The following is a 17,595-nucleotide window of genomic DNA, read 5'->3' as shown; positions in this document are numbered from 1 at the left end:
TGGTAGCGGTGACAGTGCTCGACGCAGTGCCACCCGGCGAGGAGTTCGCGAATTACCGTGCCGCCGCGGCCGATACCGGCGCCCGCGACGCCTGCGGCCTGGCCACCGGCGGCTTCTACGACGAGCTCGTCGATCACAACGGTCGCTTGCGCGGCCTGTGGGCCGACCTGTCCGCCGACTTCCTGGAGCAGGGCCGGGCCGGACTGCACCGCATCGACGGCCGGGTCCGGCGGCTGATCGAGGACGACGGCATCACCTACACCGAACTGACCGGCTCCGACGGGGCCGCGACGCCCTCGCCGTGGCGGCTGGACCCGATTCCGCTGCTGCTCTCCGACACCGAGTGGGCGGCGCTGGAATCCGGTGTGGTGCAACGTTCCCGGCTGCTCGACGCGGTGCTCACCGACGTGTACGGCGCGCGCCGCACCCTCACCGAGGGGCTGCTGCCGCCGCAGGTGGTCTTCGCGCACCGCGGCTATGTCCGTGCCGCGCACGGTATTTCACTGCCGGGGCGGCATCAGCTGTTCCTGCACGCCTGCGATGTCAGCCGCTGGAGCGACGGCGGCTTCCGGGTGCTCGCCGACTGGGCGCAGGCCCCTTCCGGCGCGGGCTACGCGCTGGCCGACCGCCGCGTGGTGTCCGCCGCCATTCCCGAGGCCTTCGAGCTGGCCGGCCCGCGTCCGCTCACCCCGTTCGTGCGGGCCATGCGGCTCATGCTCATCGAGGCCGCGCCGCGGGGCGCCGACGAGGACCCGGTGGTCGTGGTGCTGAGCCCGGGCGTGCACTCCGAAACCGCCTTCGATCAGGCGTATCTGGCCTCCGTGCTGGGCTTCCCGCTGGTGGAGAGCGCCGACCTGGTGGTGCGCGACGGCCGGCTGTGGATGCGCTCGCTGGGCACGCTCGAACGGGTCGACGTGGTGCTGCGCCGCGTGGACGCCGAGTTCTCCGATCCCCTGGACCTGCGACCGGATTCGCGCCTGGGCGTGGTGGGCCTGGTGGAGGTGCTGCGGCGCGGCGCGGTCACCGTGGTCAACACCCTGGGCAGCGGACTGCTGGAGAATCCGGCGCTGGCCACGTTCCTGCCGCGCCTGTCACGGCGGCTGCTGGACGAGGAACTCATCCTGCCGGGCATCGAATCCTACTGGGGTGGAGACGATTCCGAACGCTCCCACCTGACGGCCAACCTGCACCGCCTGATCCTGCGCTCCACCGTGGACGGCACCACGATCTTCGGGCCCATCCTCACCGCCGTGCAGCGCGCGCAGTGGCGGGCCCGCATCGAGACCGAGGGCTGGAAATGGGTCGGCCAGGAACCGGCCCGCTTCTCGGTCGCCCCCGCGGTCGACGGCTCCGGCGGGCTCGCCGCGGCCCCCGTCGCCGTCCGCCTGTTCTCCCTGGCCGGACGCGTCGGATACCGCATCATGCCGGGCGGATTGGGGCAGCTGCATCAGCACGGCGGACCCGAGGGCACAGTGGGAGAGGCCGCCGCCAAGGACGTCTGGGTGCGCGCCGCGCCCGCCGCCGTCCCGGCGGTGCCCGCGGCCACCGCCGAGGTGCCCGAAGAGCACGAGCGCCGGGTCGTCGCGGTCGCCGCGATGGACGTGGTCAGCTCGCCGCGCGTGCTCAACGACCTGTTCTGGCTGGGCCGCTACGGCGAGCGCGCCGAGGTCACCGTGCGCCTGCTCAGCGCCATCCACGAACGCCACCAGGACTACCGCTACCGGCCGTGGCTGGAGGGCGCGGAGGCCATGCCCATCCTGATGGCCGCCCTCGCCCGCATGACCGGCACGACCCCGGCCGAGCCGAAGCTGCCTGCCGTGCCGAAACCGACCGCCGTGCAAGCGGATTCGCCGGAGCTCCGGCGCAGACGCCGCCAGCCGCAGGCGCAGTCCGCTGCGCGGACCCGATCCGGATCCCAGCCGCCGCGGCGTCGCGAGTACTCCGACGAGCCGACCGTCCCGATCGCGCTGCCCGGCGCGTCCCGCCGCGACCACGACTACCTGGTCTCGCTCACCGTCGACCGCGAGGTTCCCGGCTCGGTCGCGTTCTCCGTGGAGCGCTACGCGAAAGCCGCACGCGCCGTGCGTGATCAGCTCTCACCCGACACCTGGATGGTGCTCGGCTCCATCGATCGTGCCCTGTCGGAGTACCGGGCCGTGCGCGGCGATCGTGGCGCGGCGCTGTCGGCCGTGCACTCCCGCGCCCTGTCCGCCCTGCTGTCGCTGACCGGCATCGACGCGGAATCGACCGTGCGGGACACGGGGTGGCACGTCATGGACATCGGGCGGCGCATCGAGCGCGCGCTGGCGCTGTCGGCCCTGCTGACCTCCGCCCTCACCGACGCCTACCCGCCGGAGGTCGGCCGGGTGGTGACCGACGCGGTCCTGCAGGCCACCGTCTCCGCGGTGAGTTACCGCCGCCGCCACGGTGATTCGGTCCGCATCGCCGCCGTCGCCGGACTGCTGCTGTTCGACGGGCACAACCCGCGCTCGCTGGCCTACCAGCTGGAACGCCTCGAGGCCGACTTCCCGGCGCTGCCCGGGGCCTCCGGATCCTCACGCCCGCAACGTCTCCTGGCCGATGCCCAGCGCATGCTGCGCCGCGTCGACCCGGCCGAGCTGGAGACCGTCGCCGACGGCCGCCGCACCGAACTGGCCGAGCTGCTCGACGGCGTCCACCTGCGGCTGCGCAAACTCTCCGAATCCTTCGAGGCGAGCCGGCTGTCGGTGCCGCGCGAGATCCAGCCGCTGTGGGGCTCCGCCCGGGTGGTGGGCTGATGCGCCGCTACCGGGTGCTGCACCGCACCGTCTACCTGTACTCGGACGTGGTCAGCAGCTCCTACGGCCGCGCCTACCTGACACCGCGCGAGTTTCCGGGACAGCGGTTGCTGTCCCACGACATTCGCGTCGATCCCGTGCCGTCGGACCGATCGGTCGGCACCGACGTGTACGACAACACCACCCTCTACTTCCACGTCACCGCCGAACACCGCCGCCTGGAGGTGACCGGCGAATCCCTCGTCGAAGTCGGCGCGCCCGCCGCGCCGGCCGCCCAGCCGGCCTGGGAGCAGGCGCGCCCGAACGCCGAGAACGGCCCGCTCGCAGTGGAATTCACCCTCGACCTGACCCCGCCCGAGATCATCCCCGAGGTCGCCGCCTACGCCGCCGAATCCTTCCCGCCCGGCCGCCCGCTGCTGGACGCGGTGCGGGAACTGACCACGCGCATCCACACCGACTTCGCCTATGAATCCGGCTCCACCACCGTCAGCACCAGCGTCGCCGACGTCTTCGCCGCCCGCCACGGCGTCTGCCAGGACTTCGCCCGCCTCGGTATCGCCTGCCTGCGCTCCCAGGGTCTGGCCGCGCGCTATGTCTCGGGCTACCTGTCCACCGATCCGCCCCCCGGCAAGGAACGCATGGTCGGCGCGGACGCCACTCACGCCTGGGCGGCGGTCTGGCTCCCCGGCGCCGCCGGGCACTGGATCGGCTTCGACCCCACCAACGACCAGTTCGCCGACGACCGCTACGTCACCGTCGCCTGGGGTCGCGACTACGCCGACGTGCCGCCCCTGCGCGGCATCATCTATACCGATGCCAAGGAATCGACCATCACCGTGTCGGTCGATGTGGCACCCATCGGCGCCGATGAGTGACACGCCCGGGCTGTGGCGCCCGCCCTCCCCTGCTTCCGAGCATCTATTGCGCCCCTGTAAACTCGTCGCCATCATGCAGCGGGCACTTCTCCTCGGCCGCCGCGACGGGGTCTGATTCGGACCGGCTCCCGTCGCGGGGATCTGCCGTGCCGGTCTACCCCATACCTGGGATCCAGCCACACCCTCGGAGATAAATCGCCATGTCAGCCGCTGACGCTTTCGTATCCGGTACCCGGTCCATCACCGCGCCGTCCAAGCCCGCGCCCGCCGACCAGCCGGCCTGGAACACACAGAAGAACTCCTCCATGCCGGTCTTCCGGTATCGGCCCTTCGCCGAGGAGGTCGAGCCCGTCACCCTGCCCGACCGCACCTGGCCGGACAAGATCATCGACCGCGCGCCCGGCTGGTGTGCCGTGGACCTGCGCGACGGCAACCAGGCGCTGATCGACCCGATGAGCCCCGCCCGCAAGCGTCGCATGTTCGACCTGCTGGTGCGCATGGGCTACAAGGAGATCGAGGTCGGCTTCCCGTCCGCCTCGCAGACCGACTTCGACTTCGTCCGCGAGATCATCGAGGACGGCGCGATTCCGGCCGACGTCACCATCCAGGTGCTGACCCAGTCCCGGCCCGAGCTGATCGAGCGCACCTTCGAGGCCTGCGCCGGCGCCGCCAATGTGATCGTGCACTTCTACAACTCGACCTCGATCCTGCAGCGCCGCGTGGTCTTCCGTGCCGACCGCGACGCGGTCAAGAAGATCGCCACCGACGCCGCGAAGCTGTGCCTGGAGGTCGAGAAGCGCTACCCGGACACCAACTGGCGCTACGAGTACAGCCCGGAGTCCTACACCGGCACCGAGCTGGACTACGCCCGCGAGGTGTGCGACGCGGTCTCCGAGATCATCGCGCCGACCCCGCAGAAGCCGCTGATCATCAACCTGCCCGCGACCGTGGAGATGGCGACGCCCAACGTCTACGCCGACTCCATCGAGTGGATGCACCGCAACCTGGCCCGCCGCGACTCCATCGTGCTGTCGCTGCACCCGCACAACGACCGCGGCACCGCCGTGGCCGCCGCGGAACTGGGCTACCAGGCCGGCGCCGACCGCATCGAGGGCTGCCTGTTCGGCAATGGCGAGCGCACCGGCAATGTCTGCCTGGTGACGCTGGGCATGAACATGTTCTCGCGCGGCATCGACCCGCAGATCGACTTCTCCAACATCGACGAGATCCGCCGCACGGTCGAGTACTGCAACCAGCTGCCGGTCGCCGAGCGCCACCCGTACGGCGGCGACCTGGTCTACACGGCCTTCTCCGGCTCGCACCAGGACGCCATCAACAAGGGCCTGGACGCCATGAAGGCCGCCGCCGACGCGCAGGGCGCCGACGTGGACGACATCGTGTGGGAGGTCCCGTACCTGCCCATCGACCCGAAGGACGTCGGCCGCACCTACGAGGCCGTGATCCGGGTGAACTCGCAGTCCGGCAAGGGCGGCGTGGCCTACATCATGAAGACCGATCACGGGCTGGTGCTGCCGCGCCGCCTGCAGATCGAGTTCTCGCAGGCCGTGCAGAAGATCACCGACGGCGAGGGCGGCGAGGTCACCCCGAAGGAGATGTGGGACGTCTTCTCCGAGGAGTACCTGACCCCGATCCTGCCGCTGGAGCGCATGCGCCAGAAGGTCACCGCCGCCGAGACCGACGGCGGCGTCGACCACATCGACGCCGTGGTCAAGGTGGACGGCGTCGAGCACGCCATCTCCGGTGAGGGCAACGGCCCGCTGGCCGCCTTCGTCGACGCGCTGGCCACCATCGACTACGACGTGCGCGTGCTGGACTACAGCGAGCACGCCATGTCCTCCGGCGACGACGCCCAGGCCGCCGCCTACGTCGAATGCGCCATCGGCGATCAGGTCACCTGGGGTGTCGGCATCGCCACCTCCATCACCACCGCCTCGCTGCGCGCGGTCGTCTCCGCGGTCAACCGCGCAGCCCGTAGGGCCTGAGGGATTGCTCCCGATCCTCGCGAACGTGACGACCGATTTCGCGAGGATCGGGGTAACTCACCGGGTACGTCCAGAATCGGTTCGGCACCCGACGCAGGCACGCATGCAGGAGTGAAAACGGCACTCAGCCGTGCGCCGAAGCTGCGGGGAGGCGGCTCTGCCTCGCCGCGTCCGGAGGGGGCAACAATGCTAGCGTTGGGACGCATTAGCGCCGAGCTCTCTGTTCGAGCCGTCGAGCAGATGGGGGACACGTGACCACGAAAGATCAGAATTCGACCTCGAAGCCTGTGCAGGGCAAGGGGGTTACCGACGACGCCGTCGAGGTGGCCGATGTCGAGGCCGAGCAGGACGCGGTGAAGGCCGACGGACCGGCCGAGAACAACGGCGCGGCGAGCGATTCCGAGGAGCAGGTGGCCGGATTTTTCCCGCCGGTGCCGGATTCGATCGACCAGGCCCTGCCGCATCCGGGTGAGGGCCCCCACCCCTTCGCACCGCCCAACGGCCCCTTCCCGGGGCCCTACGGTGGGCCGGACGGCCACAACCCGTTCGCGGGCGACGGCCACAATCCGTTCGCGCCGAGCGGTCCCGGGCCGTACGGCCAGCCGGGCTTCCCGCCCGCCGGCGCGTTCCCGCCGCCGGATGCCGGGCAGTTCGCGCCGCCGCCGAATCCCGGTGTGCCGGGCGGTTTTCCGCCGCCGGGTGCACCGCTGGGCGAGGTGCGCGATCAGACGCCCTACGGCGAGATCCGGCAGGAGATCGGCAGCGACGGCATGGTGCGCCGGGTGTTTACCGAGCCGCCCGGCGTGCCGGGTGACAGTGAGAAGCCCGGAGCGCCGGGACATTTCGGTGGTCCGGGCCAGCCGGGGCAGTTCGCGCCTTCCAATGATCAACCGGGCGGGCCGATCTACAGCTGGTCGCCGCCCCCGGCCGCGCCGCCGCAGACCCAGCTATCCCAGCCGCAGCCCCAGGTGGGTTTCCAGCCCGGCTGGAATCCGCAGCCGCAGCAGGGTTTTCCACAGCAGCAGGGTGCTTTCGGGCAGCAGTTCGGGCAGCAGCCGATGCCCCCCGGGCATTCGGTCAATGATCTGAACCTGTTGAAGCGGGCCAAGCGGGCGCCGCGCAGCGGGTGGCGGCGGGCCGTGCACAAGGCGTCCGGCGGTGCCATCAACCCGGGCGAGTCGGCCGCGGACGTGGTGTACCGACAGCTGGTGGACCGGGTGAACCAGCCGGTCCGCGGGGACTACCGGATCGCGATCCTGTCGCTCAAGGGCGGCGTCGGAAAGACCACCACCACGGTCGGTCTGGGCTCCACCTTCGCCTCGCTGCGCGGTGACCGGGTGATCGCCATCGACGCCAACCCGGACCTCGGAACGCTGGCGCACCGCGTGCCCCGGCAGACCCGCTCCACGGTGCGAAACCTGTTGGAGGACGGGCACATCTCGCGGTATTCGGATGTGCGCGCCCACACCTCGCAGGCGCCCAGCCGACTGGAAGTGCTTGCCAGTGAACAGGATCCGGCGGTGTCGGAGGCGTTCTCCGAGGCGGACTACCGCAAGGCCATCGGCATCCTGCAGCAGTTCTACAACATCATCCTCACCGACTGCGGCACCGGCCTGATGCACTCGGCCATGTCCGGCGTGCTGGATATGGCCAGCTCGCTGGTGCTGGTGACCTCCCCGGCCATCGACGGCGCGCGCAGTGCCTCGGCCACCCTGGACTGGCTCGACCACCACGGCTACCACAAGCTCGTGGAGCGAACCGTGGTGGTGGTCAACGCCTCTCGCAAGGGTTCCTCCACGGTGGACCTGGACCAGCTCCGCAAGCTGTTCCTGGACCGCACCCGCGCGGTGCAGGTCGTCCCGTTCGACGACCACCTGGCCGAGGGCGCGGAGATCGACCTGGAACTGGTCGGCAAGCCGACGCGGCGGGCCCTGCTGGAACTGGCCGCCATGGTGGCCGACGATTTCGGCTATCAGGCTGCGCAGCAAGGGTTCCCGCCGCAGGGCGGCTTCCAGCAGCAGCCCCCGCAGGGCGGATTCGCGCCGCAGCAGGGCGGCGGTTACCCGCCGCAGGGTGACGGTGGCTATCCGCCGCACGGCGACGGTTTCCGGCCGCAGGGCTGATCCGGTATCGAACGACGAAATGCCCCGCAGTTCAACGGAACCGCGGGGCATTTCCTATGAGTCGGCCTCGGAAAGGGGAGCGGGTCAGCCCCGGACCAGCGGAGCCAGGGCGCGACCGGCGAGTTCGACCGCGCCGGCCTCGTGACCGTTGGTGACCATGTTCACGATGATGCCGTCGATGCCCTGGTCGAGCACCCGGGACTGAATCTGCTCGGCGACCTGGTCCGGGGTGCCGACGAACTGGCGGTCCGCCGGGGTGTTGCGCAGGGCCTCGTTCGGCAGCGCGCCCAGATCGGTGATCCCGATGCGGGCCAGCATCTCGGCCTGGCTCTTGCGGGCGCGGTCGCCGTCCTCGTCCACGATGACGAACGCCAGGAAGCTGGTCTCCAGCGTCTTCGGGTCGCGGCCCACCTCGTCCAGGCGCGCGTGCAGGGCCTCGAGCTTGCGGGGGATCTCCGAAGCATTGCAGATGATGTTGAGGTGGTCGGCGAAGCGGGCGGCCAGGCCGAAGGTCTTCTTCTCGCCGCCGCCGCCGAGCAGGATCGGCAGGTCGTCACGCACGCGCGGCTCGTTCATGGCGTTGTTCGTGCGGTACCACTTGCCGTCGAAGGTGGAGTGCTGCCCGCGCAGCATCGGGGTGATGATCTCGAGGGCCTCCTCGAGCTTCTCGAACCGCTCGGTGAAGGTGCCGAAGTCGAAGCCGTAGGCCTGGTGCTCGAGCTCGAACCAGCCCGCGCCGATGCCCAGCACGGCCCGGCCGCGGCTCACCACGTCGAGGGTGGTGACGGTCTTGGCGGTGAGCGCCGGATTACGGTAGGTGTTGCCGGTCACCAAGGCGGACAACTGGATTCGCTCGGTCGAGGCGGCCAGGCCGGACAGTGCGCTGTACGCCTCCAGCATGGGCTCCTCGGGCGCGCCGAGCAGCGGCAACTGGTAGAAGTGGTCCATGACGAAGGCCGCGTCGAAGCCGGCCGCCTCGGCCTCCCGTGCCTGCGCCACCACCGCCGGGAACAGGTCCCGCGGCGCGACCCCGTAGCTGAAGTTCGGCATCTGATACCCGAGTCGAATGCTCATGCCGCAAAGGTAGGACCTGGAGTGCGCTCCAAGTCAACCGCTGATTTCCGATTCCCGGTCGCACGGTCCGGCCGGGTTATTCGGTCCCGGTGGCGCGGCGGGCCGCGGCCTGGAAGGCGGCGATGACCATGGCGACGGCCGGGCGCTTGTCGGCGTGCGGGCGGGTGGCCAGGTCGTAGACGCGGGCGGCGCGGACGCCGGCCAGCCGGAGCATGACCAGGTCGGGGTGACGGACCGCGTGGCGGGGCATGAGGGCGACGCCGTAGCCGGTGGCCACCAGCGCCTCGATGACGCTGAACTCGTTGAGCCGCTGCGCGATTCGCGGCTGCACGCCGGTGACGGTCGCGATCGAGCGGAGCACGTCGTCGACCGGGAAGCCGGTGCGGACGCTGATCCAGGTCTCGTCGGACAGCTCCGCCGGAACCACCGCGCCCTGCCGGGCCAGCCGGTGATCGGGCGCGACCACCACATCGATCGGCTCGCGCATGAGCACCCGCGAGGACACCCGCGGCCCGCTGAGCGAGGGCGCCCGCTCGTCACGGTGGGTGAGCACCACGTCGTAATCGGCCAGCAAACGCGGCACCTCGCTGGGCGGCACGTCCTCGTCGCGCGCCACCATCTCCACCCCGCTGTCCGCCAGCTCGGCCAGCACATGCGGCAGGAGCAGCGCCGCCCCCGACGGGAACAGGGCCACCCGCACCCGCCCGCGCGGCGATCCCCGATACTCCGCCATCTCGCTGACCGCCCGTTCCATGGCCTCGAGCACCTCATCGGCCCGCACCACCAGCGCCCGTCCCGCATCGGTCAGCCGCACCCGCCGCCCATCCGGCTCCAGCAGCGCCACCCCCGCCTCCCGCGCCAGCACCTTCAACTGCTGCGACACCGCCGACGGCGTCATGGACAATGCCTGCGCCACAGCGGCAACCGTCCCGCGATCGGCCAGTTCGCGGAGCACCCGCAGCCTTTCGAGTGACATGAGCGGCCCCTCCGACCGCGCCATGCCGGACCCCTCGAGCTGTGCAGCGCCGACCTCCGCGGCTGCGCCCGTGCCTCGGCCGCCCTCGTGGACCGGGGCCGCGTCGGGAGGGCCCGGTTTGACGCGTCGCGCCCGCGTAGGGGCGGGGCCGGGCCGGGCTGCGCTCACCGGGGCGTCCGGGGTGGCATCGGCGCGAGTGTCGCGGGGGATGCGGCGTGGGGGTGGGACGGAGCGGGGTGGGTCGGGCTGGGGCATGGTTAAGTAGTACTACATTGTTGATGCAGAATTATTCGATTGTTCTTATTTATTAGCGTCAGCAAGATTTTCGGCATGACCAATCGCGATCGACTGCTCGGGCTCACCGTCGTGGTGCTGTGGGGGTTGAACTTCCTGGCCATTCACGTGGGGCTGGAGCATTTCCCGCCGTTCTTCTTCGCGGGGCTGCGGTTCGCTGTGATCGCGATTCCGGTGCTGCTGTTCGTGCCGCGGCCCAGGGTGCCGTGGAAGTGGTTGCTGCTGTACGGGATCGGGTTCGGGATACTGCAGTTCGCGTTTCTGTTCACCGCCATGCGGGCGGGGATGCCGACGGGTCTGTCCTCGCTGGTGCTGCAGTCGTCCGCGCCGTTCACGGTGCTGCTGGGCGCGGTGTTGCTGCGGGAGCGGCTGCGCGGCATTCAGCTGGCGGGGATCGCGGTGGCCATGGCGGGTATGGCGGTGATCGGGTGGGACCGTTCGCACCACGCGGCGCTGCTGCCGCTGGTGCTGACCCTGCTGGGTGGACTGGGCTGGGCCTTCGGCAATATCGGGTCCCGGCTGGCCGCGGCCTCGTCCGAGCGGGTGAACCCGCTGCACCTGACATTGTGGATGGCCGTGGTGCCGCCGATCCCCATGTTCGTGCTGTCCGCGCTCACCGAGGGGCCGGCCACCGGGTGGAACGACCTGATCGACTCCTGCTCGGCGACCGGTTGGCCCGCCTACGCGGCCCTGGCCTACATCGTCGCGCTGGGGACGATCGCGGGATCGGGGCTGTGGACCTATCTGATGAGCCGCTATCCGGCGGGCACGGTGGCGCCGCTGTCGCTGGCCGTGCCGGTGGTGGGAATCGCCGGCTCCTGGGCGTTCCTGCACGAGACTCCGTCCGCGTTGTCCCTGTTCGGGGCCGTCATCGTGATCGCCGGCGCCTTCACGGCCACCTCGGCGGGCCGCCGCGTCCGGGTGCCGGAGGCGGCGCTCGACACGCCCGGACCCGTCCGACCCGCCGGGCCGACACGCCGGTCAGAACTGGACCCGAATCTCGTCGAGGCCTAGCTGAGCAGTCCGATTTGCTGTAGTTCGCCCATCTTTCGGGTTTTCGGGATGAAATTTTCCACCCCAACCGACCATCTGTCTGCGACAGCTCCATAGGATGCGGACCAGGCGTGGGAGGTAACGGGTATGGCAGGACAACGTTTGTCCGTCACGCGGCGATCAGTGTTGCGTGGAGCGGTCGCAGCCGGGGCAATGGCGGGAGCGGTGGCGGCGGGGGCCGCCCGCCCCACCGCCGCCCGGGCCGAGACCGGACGGCGGGTCGTGGTGCTGGGCGGTGGGGTCGCGGGCCTGACCGTGGCGCACGAGCTGGCCGAACGCGGCTTCGAGGTGACCGTCTACGAGCGGCGGGCCCTGGGCGGCAAGGCACGCAGCATCGCGGTCCCGGGCAGTGGCAAGGACGGGCGGCCGGAGCTGTGGGGCGAGCACGGATTCCGGTTCTTCCCCGGCTTCTACCGCCACCTGCCCGACACCATGCGGCGAATCCCGTTCGCGGGCAACGCCAATGGTGTGTGGGACAACTTGATCGCCGCCCCCGAGGCGCGGTTCTCGCGCAAGGACGCGGACGACACCATCATTCCGATGGGCAAGTTCGGCAAGCCCTGGTCGAGTCCGGACGACTTCCGCGAGACCGTCGGGTCGGCCATTACGACCTCCACGAAGATGGGCACCAGCGATGCCCTGTATTTCGCGAGTCGCCTGCTGGTCTTCAACACCAGCTGCGACGCCCGCCGCTACGGGCAGTGGGACAACATGGCCTGGCGGGATTTCGTGGGCGCGGGCAGGCGCTCCAACGAATTCCGCATGCTGCTCTCGCGCACGCTCACCACGCTGCTGGTGGCCGCGCGCGAGGACAAGGCCAGCACCCTCACCATCGGCACCATGGGCGAGCAGTTCCTGGGCAATCCGCTCGAGGTCGGCAATGACGGTGCGCTGGACCGGCTGTTGAACGGGGCCACCAACGAGGCCTGGATCGATCCCTGGGTGAACCGCCTCCGGGATCTCGGCGTCACCTTCGTCAACGCCGAGGTCCGGGGTCTGGATCTGGAGGGCGCGCGCATTTCCGGTGCGCGCGTGGTGGATTCGTCGGGCGCGGCCCAGACGGTCACCGCCGACCATTTCGTGAGCGCACTGCCCGTGGAGGTGGCCCGCACCCTGTGGACGCCCGAAATCCTGTCGCTGCGACCGGAATTGGCAGGGATGAGCCAGCTGACGGTGGACTGGATGACCGGCATCCAGTTCTTCCTCCGCCGCCCCAGCGATATCGCGCGCGGGCACACCGCCTACGTCGACTCCCCGTGGTCGCTGACCTCCATTGCGCAAGCCCAGTTCTGGAACCGCACCCCGGTCACCGGCATGGGCGACGGCACCGTGCAGGACTGCCTGTCGGTCGACATCTCCGACTGGAACACCCCCGGCATGCTCTACGGCAAGACGGCCAAGGAGTGCACCCATGACGAGATCGCGCGCGAGGTGTGGGCGCAGCTGCAGGCACACCTCAACGATCGCGCCGACCTGCTGCGCGACGAGGATCTGCACTCCTGGTTCCTCGACACCGGCATCGCGTGGGACGCCGCGCAGCAGCGCAACACCAATGCCGATCCGCTGCTGATCAATACGGCGGGCTCCTGGGCGCTGCGCCCGGAATCGCATTCCGACTCGCTCCAGAACCTGTATCTGGCAGGCGATTACGTGCGCACCAATGTGGACCTGGCCACCATGGAGGGCGCGTGCGAGGCGGCCCGCGGCGCGGTGAACAAGCTGCTTGAGGTGGCGGGTTCGGATGCCCCGCGCTGCAAGCTGTTCACGCTCTACCGCGCGGAGGTGCTGGAGCCGTTCCGGCAGCTGGACATTCAGCGGTACGCGGCGGGACAGCCGAACATGTTCGACGCCTAGGGCGCTTCCGCACACCGGCGAAAAAGGCTGGTGTGCGGCCCGTACCGCGCGTTGAATCGGGAGCATGAGCGAGATCACGGACCCGGTCGAACTGCGTGAACTGCTGGGGGAGGTCGCGCCGCGGCCGCGGAACAAGGACCGGTACGCCCTGCATCACTGGGATCGGGAGTGGATCGCCCGCTCACCGTTCGTGGTGCTGGCCACCAGCGATGCCGACGGCAACTGCGACGCCTCGCCGAAGGGCGATCCGGCGGGCTTCGTGCGGGTGCTCGACGACAAGACGATCGCCATTCCCGAGCGGCCCGGCAATCGCCGCGCGGACGGCTACCTCAATATCCTGAGCAATCCGCATGTCGGCGTGCTGTTCCTGATTCCGGGCCGCGGCGATACCCTGCGGATCAACGGCCGCGCCCGGCTGGTCCGTGACGCACCCTATTTCGACGACATGGTGGTCAAGGGTCATCGCCCGATCCTGGCCATCGAGGTCGCCATCGAGCAGATCTTCTTCCACTGCTCCAAGGCGTTCATGCGCAGCGCGCTGTGGCAGCCGGAACAGTGGCCCGAGGACACGATGCCCAGCGTCGCGCGCCTGGTGAAGGATGTGCAGCCGGCCACCCCCGAGACCCTCGAGCAGCTCGAGGCGTACTACACGGGCGAGGGCTATCGAAAGATGCTCTACAACGGCTGAGTGCGGCGCGTATCACGCCGTGGGCCCCGATGCCGCCTGCACGTCCCGCCCGCCATCCCCATAAACTCGCGTCGTGGCAGACATCTCGATGCGCGGACAGCTGGCGCTGCGGGCGGCGACGGCGGCGTCGTGGGCCTCGCGGCGGGCCGGGCGCGGCAACGGCTCGATGATCGGCGGGCTGATCGCGCTGAAGATCGATCCCTCCCTCATGGCCCAGCTGGGTCGCGGCAAGCGCACCGTCCTGGTGACCGGCACCAATGGCAAGTCCACCACCACCCGCATGACCGCCGCGGCGCTGCAGACCCTCGGCGGCGCGGATCGCCGAGGACTCGGCAGTGTCGCGACCCAGGCCGACGGCGCGAACATGGACGCCGGGATCGTGGCCGCGCTCACCGCGCACCGCAGCGCGCCGCTGGCCGCCATCGAGGTGGACGAACTGCACCTGCCGCATGTCGCCGACGCGCTGAACCCGTCGGTGGTGGTGCTGCTGAACCTCTCCCGGGACCAGCTGGACCGGGTCGGCGAGATCAATATGATCGAGCGCCGCCTGCGCGAGGGCATGGCGCGGCATCCCGCGGCCGTGCTCATCGCCAACTGCGACGACGTACTGGTCACCTCCATCGCCTACGACCACCCGAACGTGGTGTGGGTGTCGGCCGGCAGCGGCTGGTCGGTGGACGCCACCAGCTGCCCGCGCAGCGGCGAGCCCATCGTGTGGGAGGGCGAGCACTGGTACAGCACGGGCGCGGACTTCCAGCGGCCCGTGCCGCAGTGGCGGGTCGGCGAGCACACGCTGTCCGGGCCGGACGGCCTGGAGATCCCACTCGCCCTTGCCCTTCCGGGGCGCGCCAATCGCGGCAACGCCGCGCAGGCGGTGGCCGCCGCGGTGGCGCTGGGCGCGGATCCGGCCGCGGCCGCGGCCGCCGCGGGCACCGTGCGCGAGATCGCGGGCCGCTATCGGACGGTCGAGGTGGACGGCCGCCGCACCCGCATGCTGCTGGCCAAGAATCCGGCCGGCTGGCAGGAGGCGCTGTCCATGATCGATCCGGCCGCAACGGGTCTGGTGATCGCGGTCAACGGCCAGGTGCCCGACGGCGAGGACCTGTCCTGGCTGTGGGACGTCCGCTTCGAGCACTTCGAGGGCACCCAGGTGGTGGCCGCCGGCGAGCGCGCCACCGATCTCGCGGTCCGGCTCACCTACGCCGGCGTCGAGCACATCACCGTCGCGGATCCGCTGGACGCCATCGCCTCCTGCCCGCCGGGACGGGTCGAGGTGCTGGCCAACTACACCGCGTTCCGTGACCTGAACCGCGACCTGGAGACGGGGACCCGCGCATGAGTGAATCGACCGTCCGCATCGGCCTGGTCCTGCCCGACGTCATGGGCACCTACGGCGACGGCGGCAATGCCGTGGTGCTGCGCCAGCGCCTGCGCATGCGCGGCTACGACGCCGAGATCATCGAAATCCCGCTCACCGAGCCGGTTCCCAACTCGCTGGACGTCTACACCCTGGGCGGCGCGGAGGACTCGGCCCAGCGCCTGGCCACCCGCCACCTGCAGCGCCACCCGGGCCTGCAGGAGGCCGCCGGACGCGGCGCTCCGGTGCTGGCCATCTGCGCCGCCATCCAGGTGCTCGGCCACTGGTACGAGACCTCCGCCGGGGAACGTGTGGACGGCGTCGGCCTGTTCGATGTCACCACCTCCCCGCAGGAGAAGCGCGCCATCGGCGAGGTGGCGACCCAGCCCCTCGTTCCGGGCCTCTCGCAGCCCCTCACGGGCTTCGAGAACCACCGTGGCGGAACCAAACTCGGCGGCGACGCCAAACCGCTGGGGCGCGTCACCAAGGGCGTCGGCAACGGGGTGGGCGACGGCCTCGAGGGCGTCATCCAGGGTTCGGTGCTCGGCACCTACATGCACGGCCCGGCCCTGGCCCGTAACCCGGAGCTCGCCGACTATCTGCTGACCCGGGCCCTGGGCGTGGATTCGCTTCCGGCGCTGGATCTCCCGGAGGTCGACCAGCTCCGCCGCGAGCGCCTGCGGGCCTGACAGCGGCCTGCCTGCGCCCGGTCCCGCGATGCCGGTGAAGTGTGGAAACACATAGCCGGCCCGCATATCTCGGTGGCGATCTCGCACCAACCTGTTGAGGCGTGGCCGACCGGCCGGTAATCTCGCGCGCGGCCATGCGTGATGAGGGAGGTGGCCGCTTGCGTAGGCGCGCCGTGTTGAAGGCTGCTGTTTCGGCGGCTCTGCTGGCAGGTGTCGGGATGGGTACCGCCGGTCGCGGTGCCGGACCGGCGTCGGCCAATCCGTTGTGGAACGCGCTGTACCAGGCGTGGGTACCGGAAATCTTTGCGCCGCTGCCGGATCCGCCGGAACACAGCGAGGCCATCGTCATCGGCTCCGGCTTCGGGGCCGCGGTGACCGCGCTGCGGCTGGCCGAGGCGGGCGTGCAGAACACCGTGCTCGAGCGCGGCTCGCGCTGGCCCAACGACCCGTGGCGGGAGATCTTCACCGGCGACGACCTGCCCGACGGGCGCGGCTTCTGGCATCGCACCAGCTTCACCGGCATCACCAAGGTGCCCATGCCGTGCTCGGATTTCGGTGGCGTGCTGGACGTCACGGAGTATCCGGGCATCGACGTGTGGCGCGCGGCCGCGGTGGGCGGCGGGTCCATCGTGTTCAGCGGCGCCATGGTCGCGCCGCCGCGGCGCCTGTTCGACCAGGTCTTCGGGGGCGTGGTGAACTACGACGAACTCGATTCGGTCTACTACCCGCGGGTCCGCCAGATGCTGCGGCTATCCACCATGCCGGCGGACGTGTACGACTCCACGCCCTTCACCCATTCGCGGGTATGGGATCGGCAGGTGCGGGCCGCGGGTTATGAACCGCAGGCCAATGATTCGATCTTCAACTGGGATGTGATCCGCGCCGAGCTGGCAGGCGCCAGCCGGGCCTCGGCCATCGCGTCGCGCAGCAATCTCGGCAATTCCAATGGCGCCAAGTTCGATCTGAACCAGAACTACCTGCGCTACGCCGAGGGCACCGGCCGCTCGGCCATCTACCCGGGCCACCGGGTGGACGCCATCGGCCAGGACGGCAGCGGCAAGTACGTGGTCACGGTGACCAAGCTGGCCCCGACCGGTCAGGTGCTCGGCAGCCGCACGCTCACCTGCGACCGCCTGTTCCTCGGCGCGGGCTCGGTGGGCACCTCCGAACTGCTGGTGCGCGCCCAGGCCACCGGCGCCCTGCCCAACCTCAACGAGCACGTGGGCGACGGCTGGGGCACCAATGGCGATGTGGTGCTGGCGCGCAGCGTCAGCTCGCTGTCCATGACCGGCGGTGGCGTGCCCAGCGCCAGCCGCATCTTCGACGACTCGGGCATGCCGCTGCACCTCGAAAGCTGGTATGTGCCGGGCATTCCGGTGGACACCGGCGCCATCGCCTCGCTCGGCATCACGCTGGATCCGACCCGGGCCCGCTTCGGCTACGACGCCGGCCGCAACGCGGTGGGACTGAGCTGGCCCAGAGCGGCCCAGGATCAGGTGGTCGCCGCCTGCCGCGCGGTCGATCAACGGGTGGCGCAGGCCGACCGCTCGCTGGTGAACTACACGCCGATCGGCTTTGACGCGCAAGGCTTCTTCACCGCGCATCCGCTGGGCGGGGCGGTGCTGGGGCAGGCCACCGACGCCTACGGCCGGGTCATCGGGCATCCGGGCCTGTACGTCACGGACGGTGCGGGTATCCCGGGCAGCACCGCGACGGTGAACCCGTCGCTCACCATCACCGCTGTGGCGGAACGCAATATCGAGGCGATCATCCGGGCGGGGAAGTAGCCGGCCCGGCCGCCCGGCCCCTCGAAGCCCGCCGCGCGGTCGTTT

At 70.4% G+C, this 17,595-nt stretch carries 12 protein-coding genes; 10 read left to right on the top strand and 2 right to left on the bottom strand.

Annotated features, from left to right (window positions below; translation table 11 throughout):
* The first annotated feature begins 8 nt into the window (after positions 1-8).
* The 4 genes from ACWEKS_RS10275 (at position 9) to ACWEKS_RS10260 (ending at position 7,778) form a co-directional block, all read left to right on the top strand.
* Positions 9-2,777, top strand: coding sequence for a circularly permuted type 2 ATP-grasp protein (locus tag ACWEKS_RS10275; RefSeq protein WP_452339769.1), 2,769 nt, complete (start codon positions 9-11; stop codon positions 2,775-2,777).
* Positions 2,777-3,652: a transglutaminase family protein gene (locus ACWEKS_RS10270; protein ID WP_452339768.1), complete on the top strand. Its 876-nt coding sequence runs from the start codon at positions 2,777-2,779 to the stop codon at positions 3,650-3,652. Before ACWEKS_RS10275 ends, ACWEKS_RS10270 begins: the two co-directional genes overlap by 1 nt.
* Before the next feature lie 200 nt (positions 3,653-3,852).
* Positions 3,853-5,655: a 2-isopropylmalate synthase gene (gene leuA / locus ACWEKS_RS10265; protein ID WP_452339767.1), complete on the top strand. Its 1,803-nt coding sequence runs from the start codon at positions 3,853-3,855 to the stop codon at positions 5,653-5,655.
* Positions 5,656-5,906: 251 nt separating this feature from the next.
* Positions 5,907-7,778 (top strand): MinD/ParA family ATP-binding protein, encoded by a 1,872-nt coding sequence (locus ACWEKS_RS10260; RefSeq protein WP_452339766.1) that lies wholly within the window; start codon positions 5,907-5,909, stop codon positions 7,776-7,778.
* A gap of 84 nt (positions 7,779-7,862) precedes the next feature.
* Here the strand turns inward: ACWEKS_RS10260 and ACWEKS_RS10255 are convergent, their stop codons facing one another.
* Positions 7,863-8,852 (bottom strand): LLM class F420-dependent oxidoreductase, encoded by a 990-nt coding sequence (locus tag ACWEKS_RS10255; protein WP_452339765.1) that lies wholly within the window; start codon positions 8,850-8,852, stop codon positions 7,863-7,865.
* Between the two features lie 76 nt (positions 8,853-8,928).
* Positions 8,929-9,828, bottom strand: coding sequence for a LysR family transcriptional regulator (locus ACWEKS_RS10250; protein ID WP_452339814.1), 900 nt, complete (start codon positions 9,826-9,828; stop codon positions 8,929-8,931).
* Positions 9,829-10,158: 330 nt separating this feature from the next.
* On the opposite strand from ACWEKS_RS10250, the gene ACWEKS_RS10245 reads away from it, so the two are divergent.
* The 6 genes from ACWEKS_RS10245 (at position 10,159) to ACWEKS_RS10220 (ending at position 17,550) form a co-directional block, all read left to right on the top strand.
* Positions 10,159-11,136, top strand: coding sequence for an EamA family transporter (locus tag ACWEKS_RS10245; protein ID WP_452339764.1), 978 nt, complete (start codon positions 10,159-10,161; stop codon positions 11,134-11,136).
* Positions 11,137-11,262: 126 nt separating this feature from the next.
* Entirely contained in the window at positions 11,263-13,029 is a 1,767-nt protein-coding gene (locus ACWEKS_RS10240; protein WP_452339763.1) for a hydroxysqualene dehydroxylase, read from the top strand.
* A gap of 64 nt (positions 13,030-13,093) precedes the next feature.
* Positions 13,094-13,717: a pyridoxamine 5'-phosphate oxidase family protein gene (locus tag ACWEKS_RS10235; RefSeq protein WP_452339762.1), complete on the top strand. Its 624-nt coding sequence runs from the start codon at positions 13,094-13,096 to the stop codon at positions 13,715-13,717.
* A gap of 88 nt (positions 13,718-13,805) precedes the next feature.
* Positions 13,806-15,056: a MurT ligase domain-containing protein gene (locus ACWEKS_RS10230; protein ID WP_452339813.1), complete on the top strand. Its 1,251-nt coding sequence runs from the start codon at positions 13,806-13,808 to the stop codon at positions 15,054-15,056.
* Positions 15,053-15,763 (top strand): type 1 glutamine amidotransferase, encoded by a 711-nt coding sequence (locus ACWEKS_RS10225; protein WP_452339761.1) that lies wholly within the window; start codon positions 15,053-15,055, stop codon positions 15,761-15,763. Before ACWEKS_RS10230 ends, ACWEKS_RS10225 begins: the two co-directional genes overlap by 4 nt.
* Positions 15,764-15,981: 218 nt before the next feature.
* Positions 15,982-17,550: a GMC oxidoreductase gene (locus ACWEKS_RS10220; RefSeq protein WP_452339760.1), complete on the top strand. Its 1,569-nt coding sequence runs from the start codon at positions 15,982-15,984 to the stop codon at positions 17,548-17,550.
* Positions 17,551-17,595: the final 45 nt, after the last annotated feature.

The organism is Nocardia sp. NPDC004711 (assembly GCF_053601595.1).
This window is presented reverse-complemented; position numbering and strand designations above follow the sequence as displayed.

Coding starts and splice junctions, on each gene's coding strand:
- ACWEKS_RS10240 (WP_452339763.1), top strand. CDS start 11,263: ATGGCAGGACAACGTTTGTCCGTCACGCGGCGATCAGTGTTGCGTGGA.
- ACWEKS_RS10270 (WP_452339768.1), top strand. CDS start 2,777: ATGCGCCGCTACCGGGTGCTGCACCGCACCGTCTACCTGTACTCGGAC.
- ACWEKS_RS10230 (WP_452339813.1), top strand. CDS start 13,806: ATGCGCGGACAGCTGGCGCTGCGGGCGGCGACGGCGGCGTCGTGGGCC.
- ACWEKS_RS10255 (WP_452339765.1), bottom strand. CDS start 8,852: ATGAGCATTCGACTCGGGTATCAGATGCCGAACTTCAGCTACGGGGTC.
- ACWEKS_RS10245 (WP_452339764.1), top strand. CDS start 10,159: ATGACCAATCGCGATCGACTGCTCGGGCTCACCGTCGTGGTGCTGTGG.
- ACWEKS_RS10225 (WP_452339761.1), top strand. CDS start 15,053: ATGAGTGAATCGACCGTCCGCATCGGCCTGGTCCTGCCCGACGTCATG.
- ACWEKS_RS10250 (WP_452339814.1), bottom strand. CDS start 9,828: ATGTCACTCGAAAGGCTGCGGGTGCTCCGCGAACTGGCCGATCGCGGG.
- ACWEKS_RS10220 (WP_452339760.1), top strand. CDS start 15,982: ATGGGTACCGCCGGTCGCGGTGCCGGACCGGCGTCGGCCAATCCGTTG.
- leuA (WP_452339767.1), top strand. CDS start 3,853: ATGTCAGCCGCTGACGCTTTCGTATCCGGTACCCGGTCCATCACCGCG.
- ACWEKS_RS10235 (WP_452339762.1), top strand. CDS start 13,094: ATGAGCGAGATCACGGACCCGGTCGAACTGCGTGAACTGCTGGGGGAG.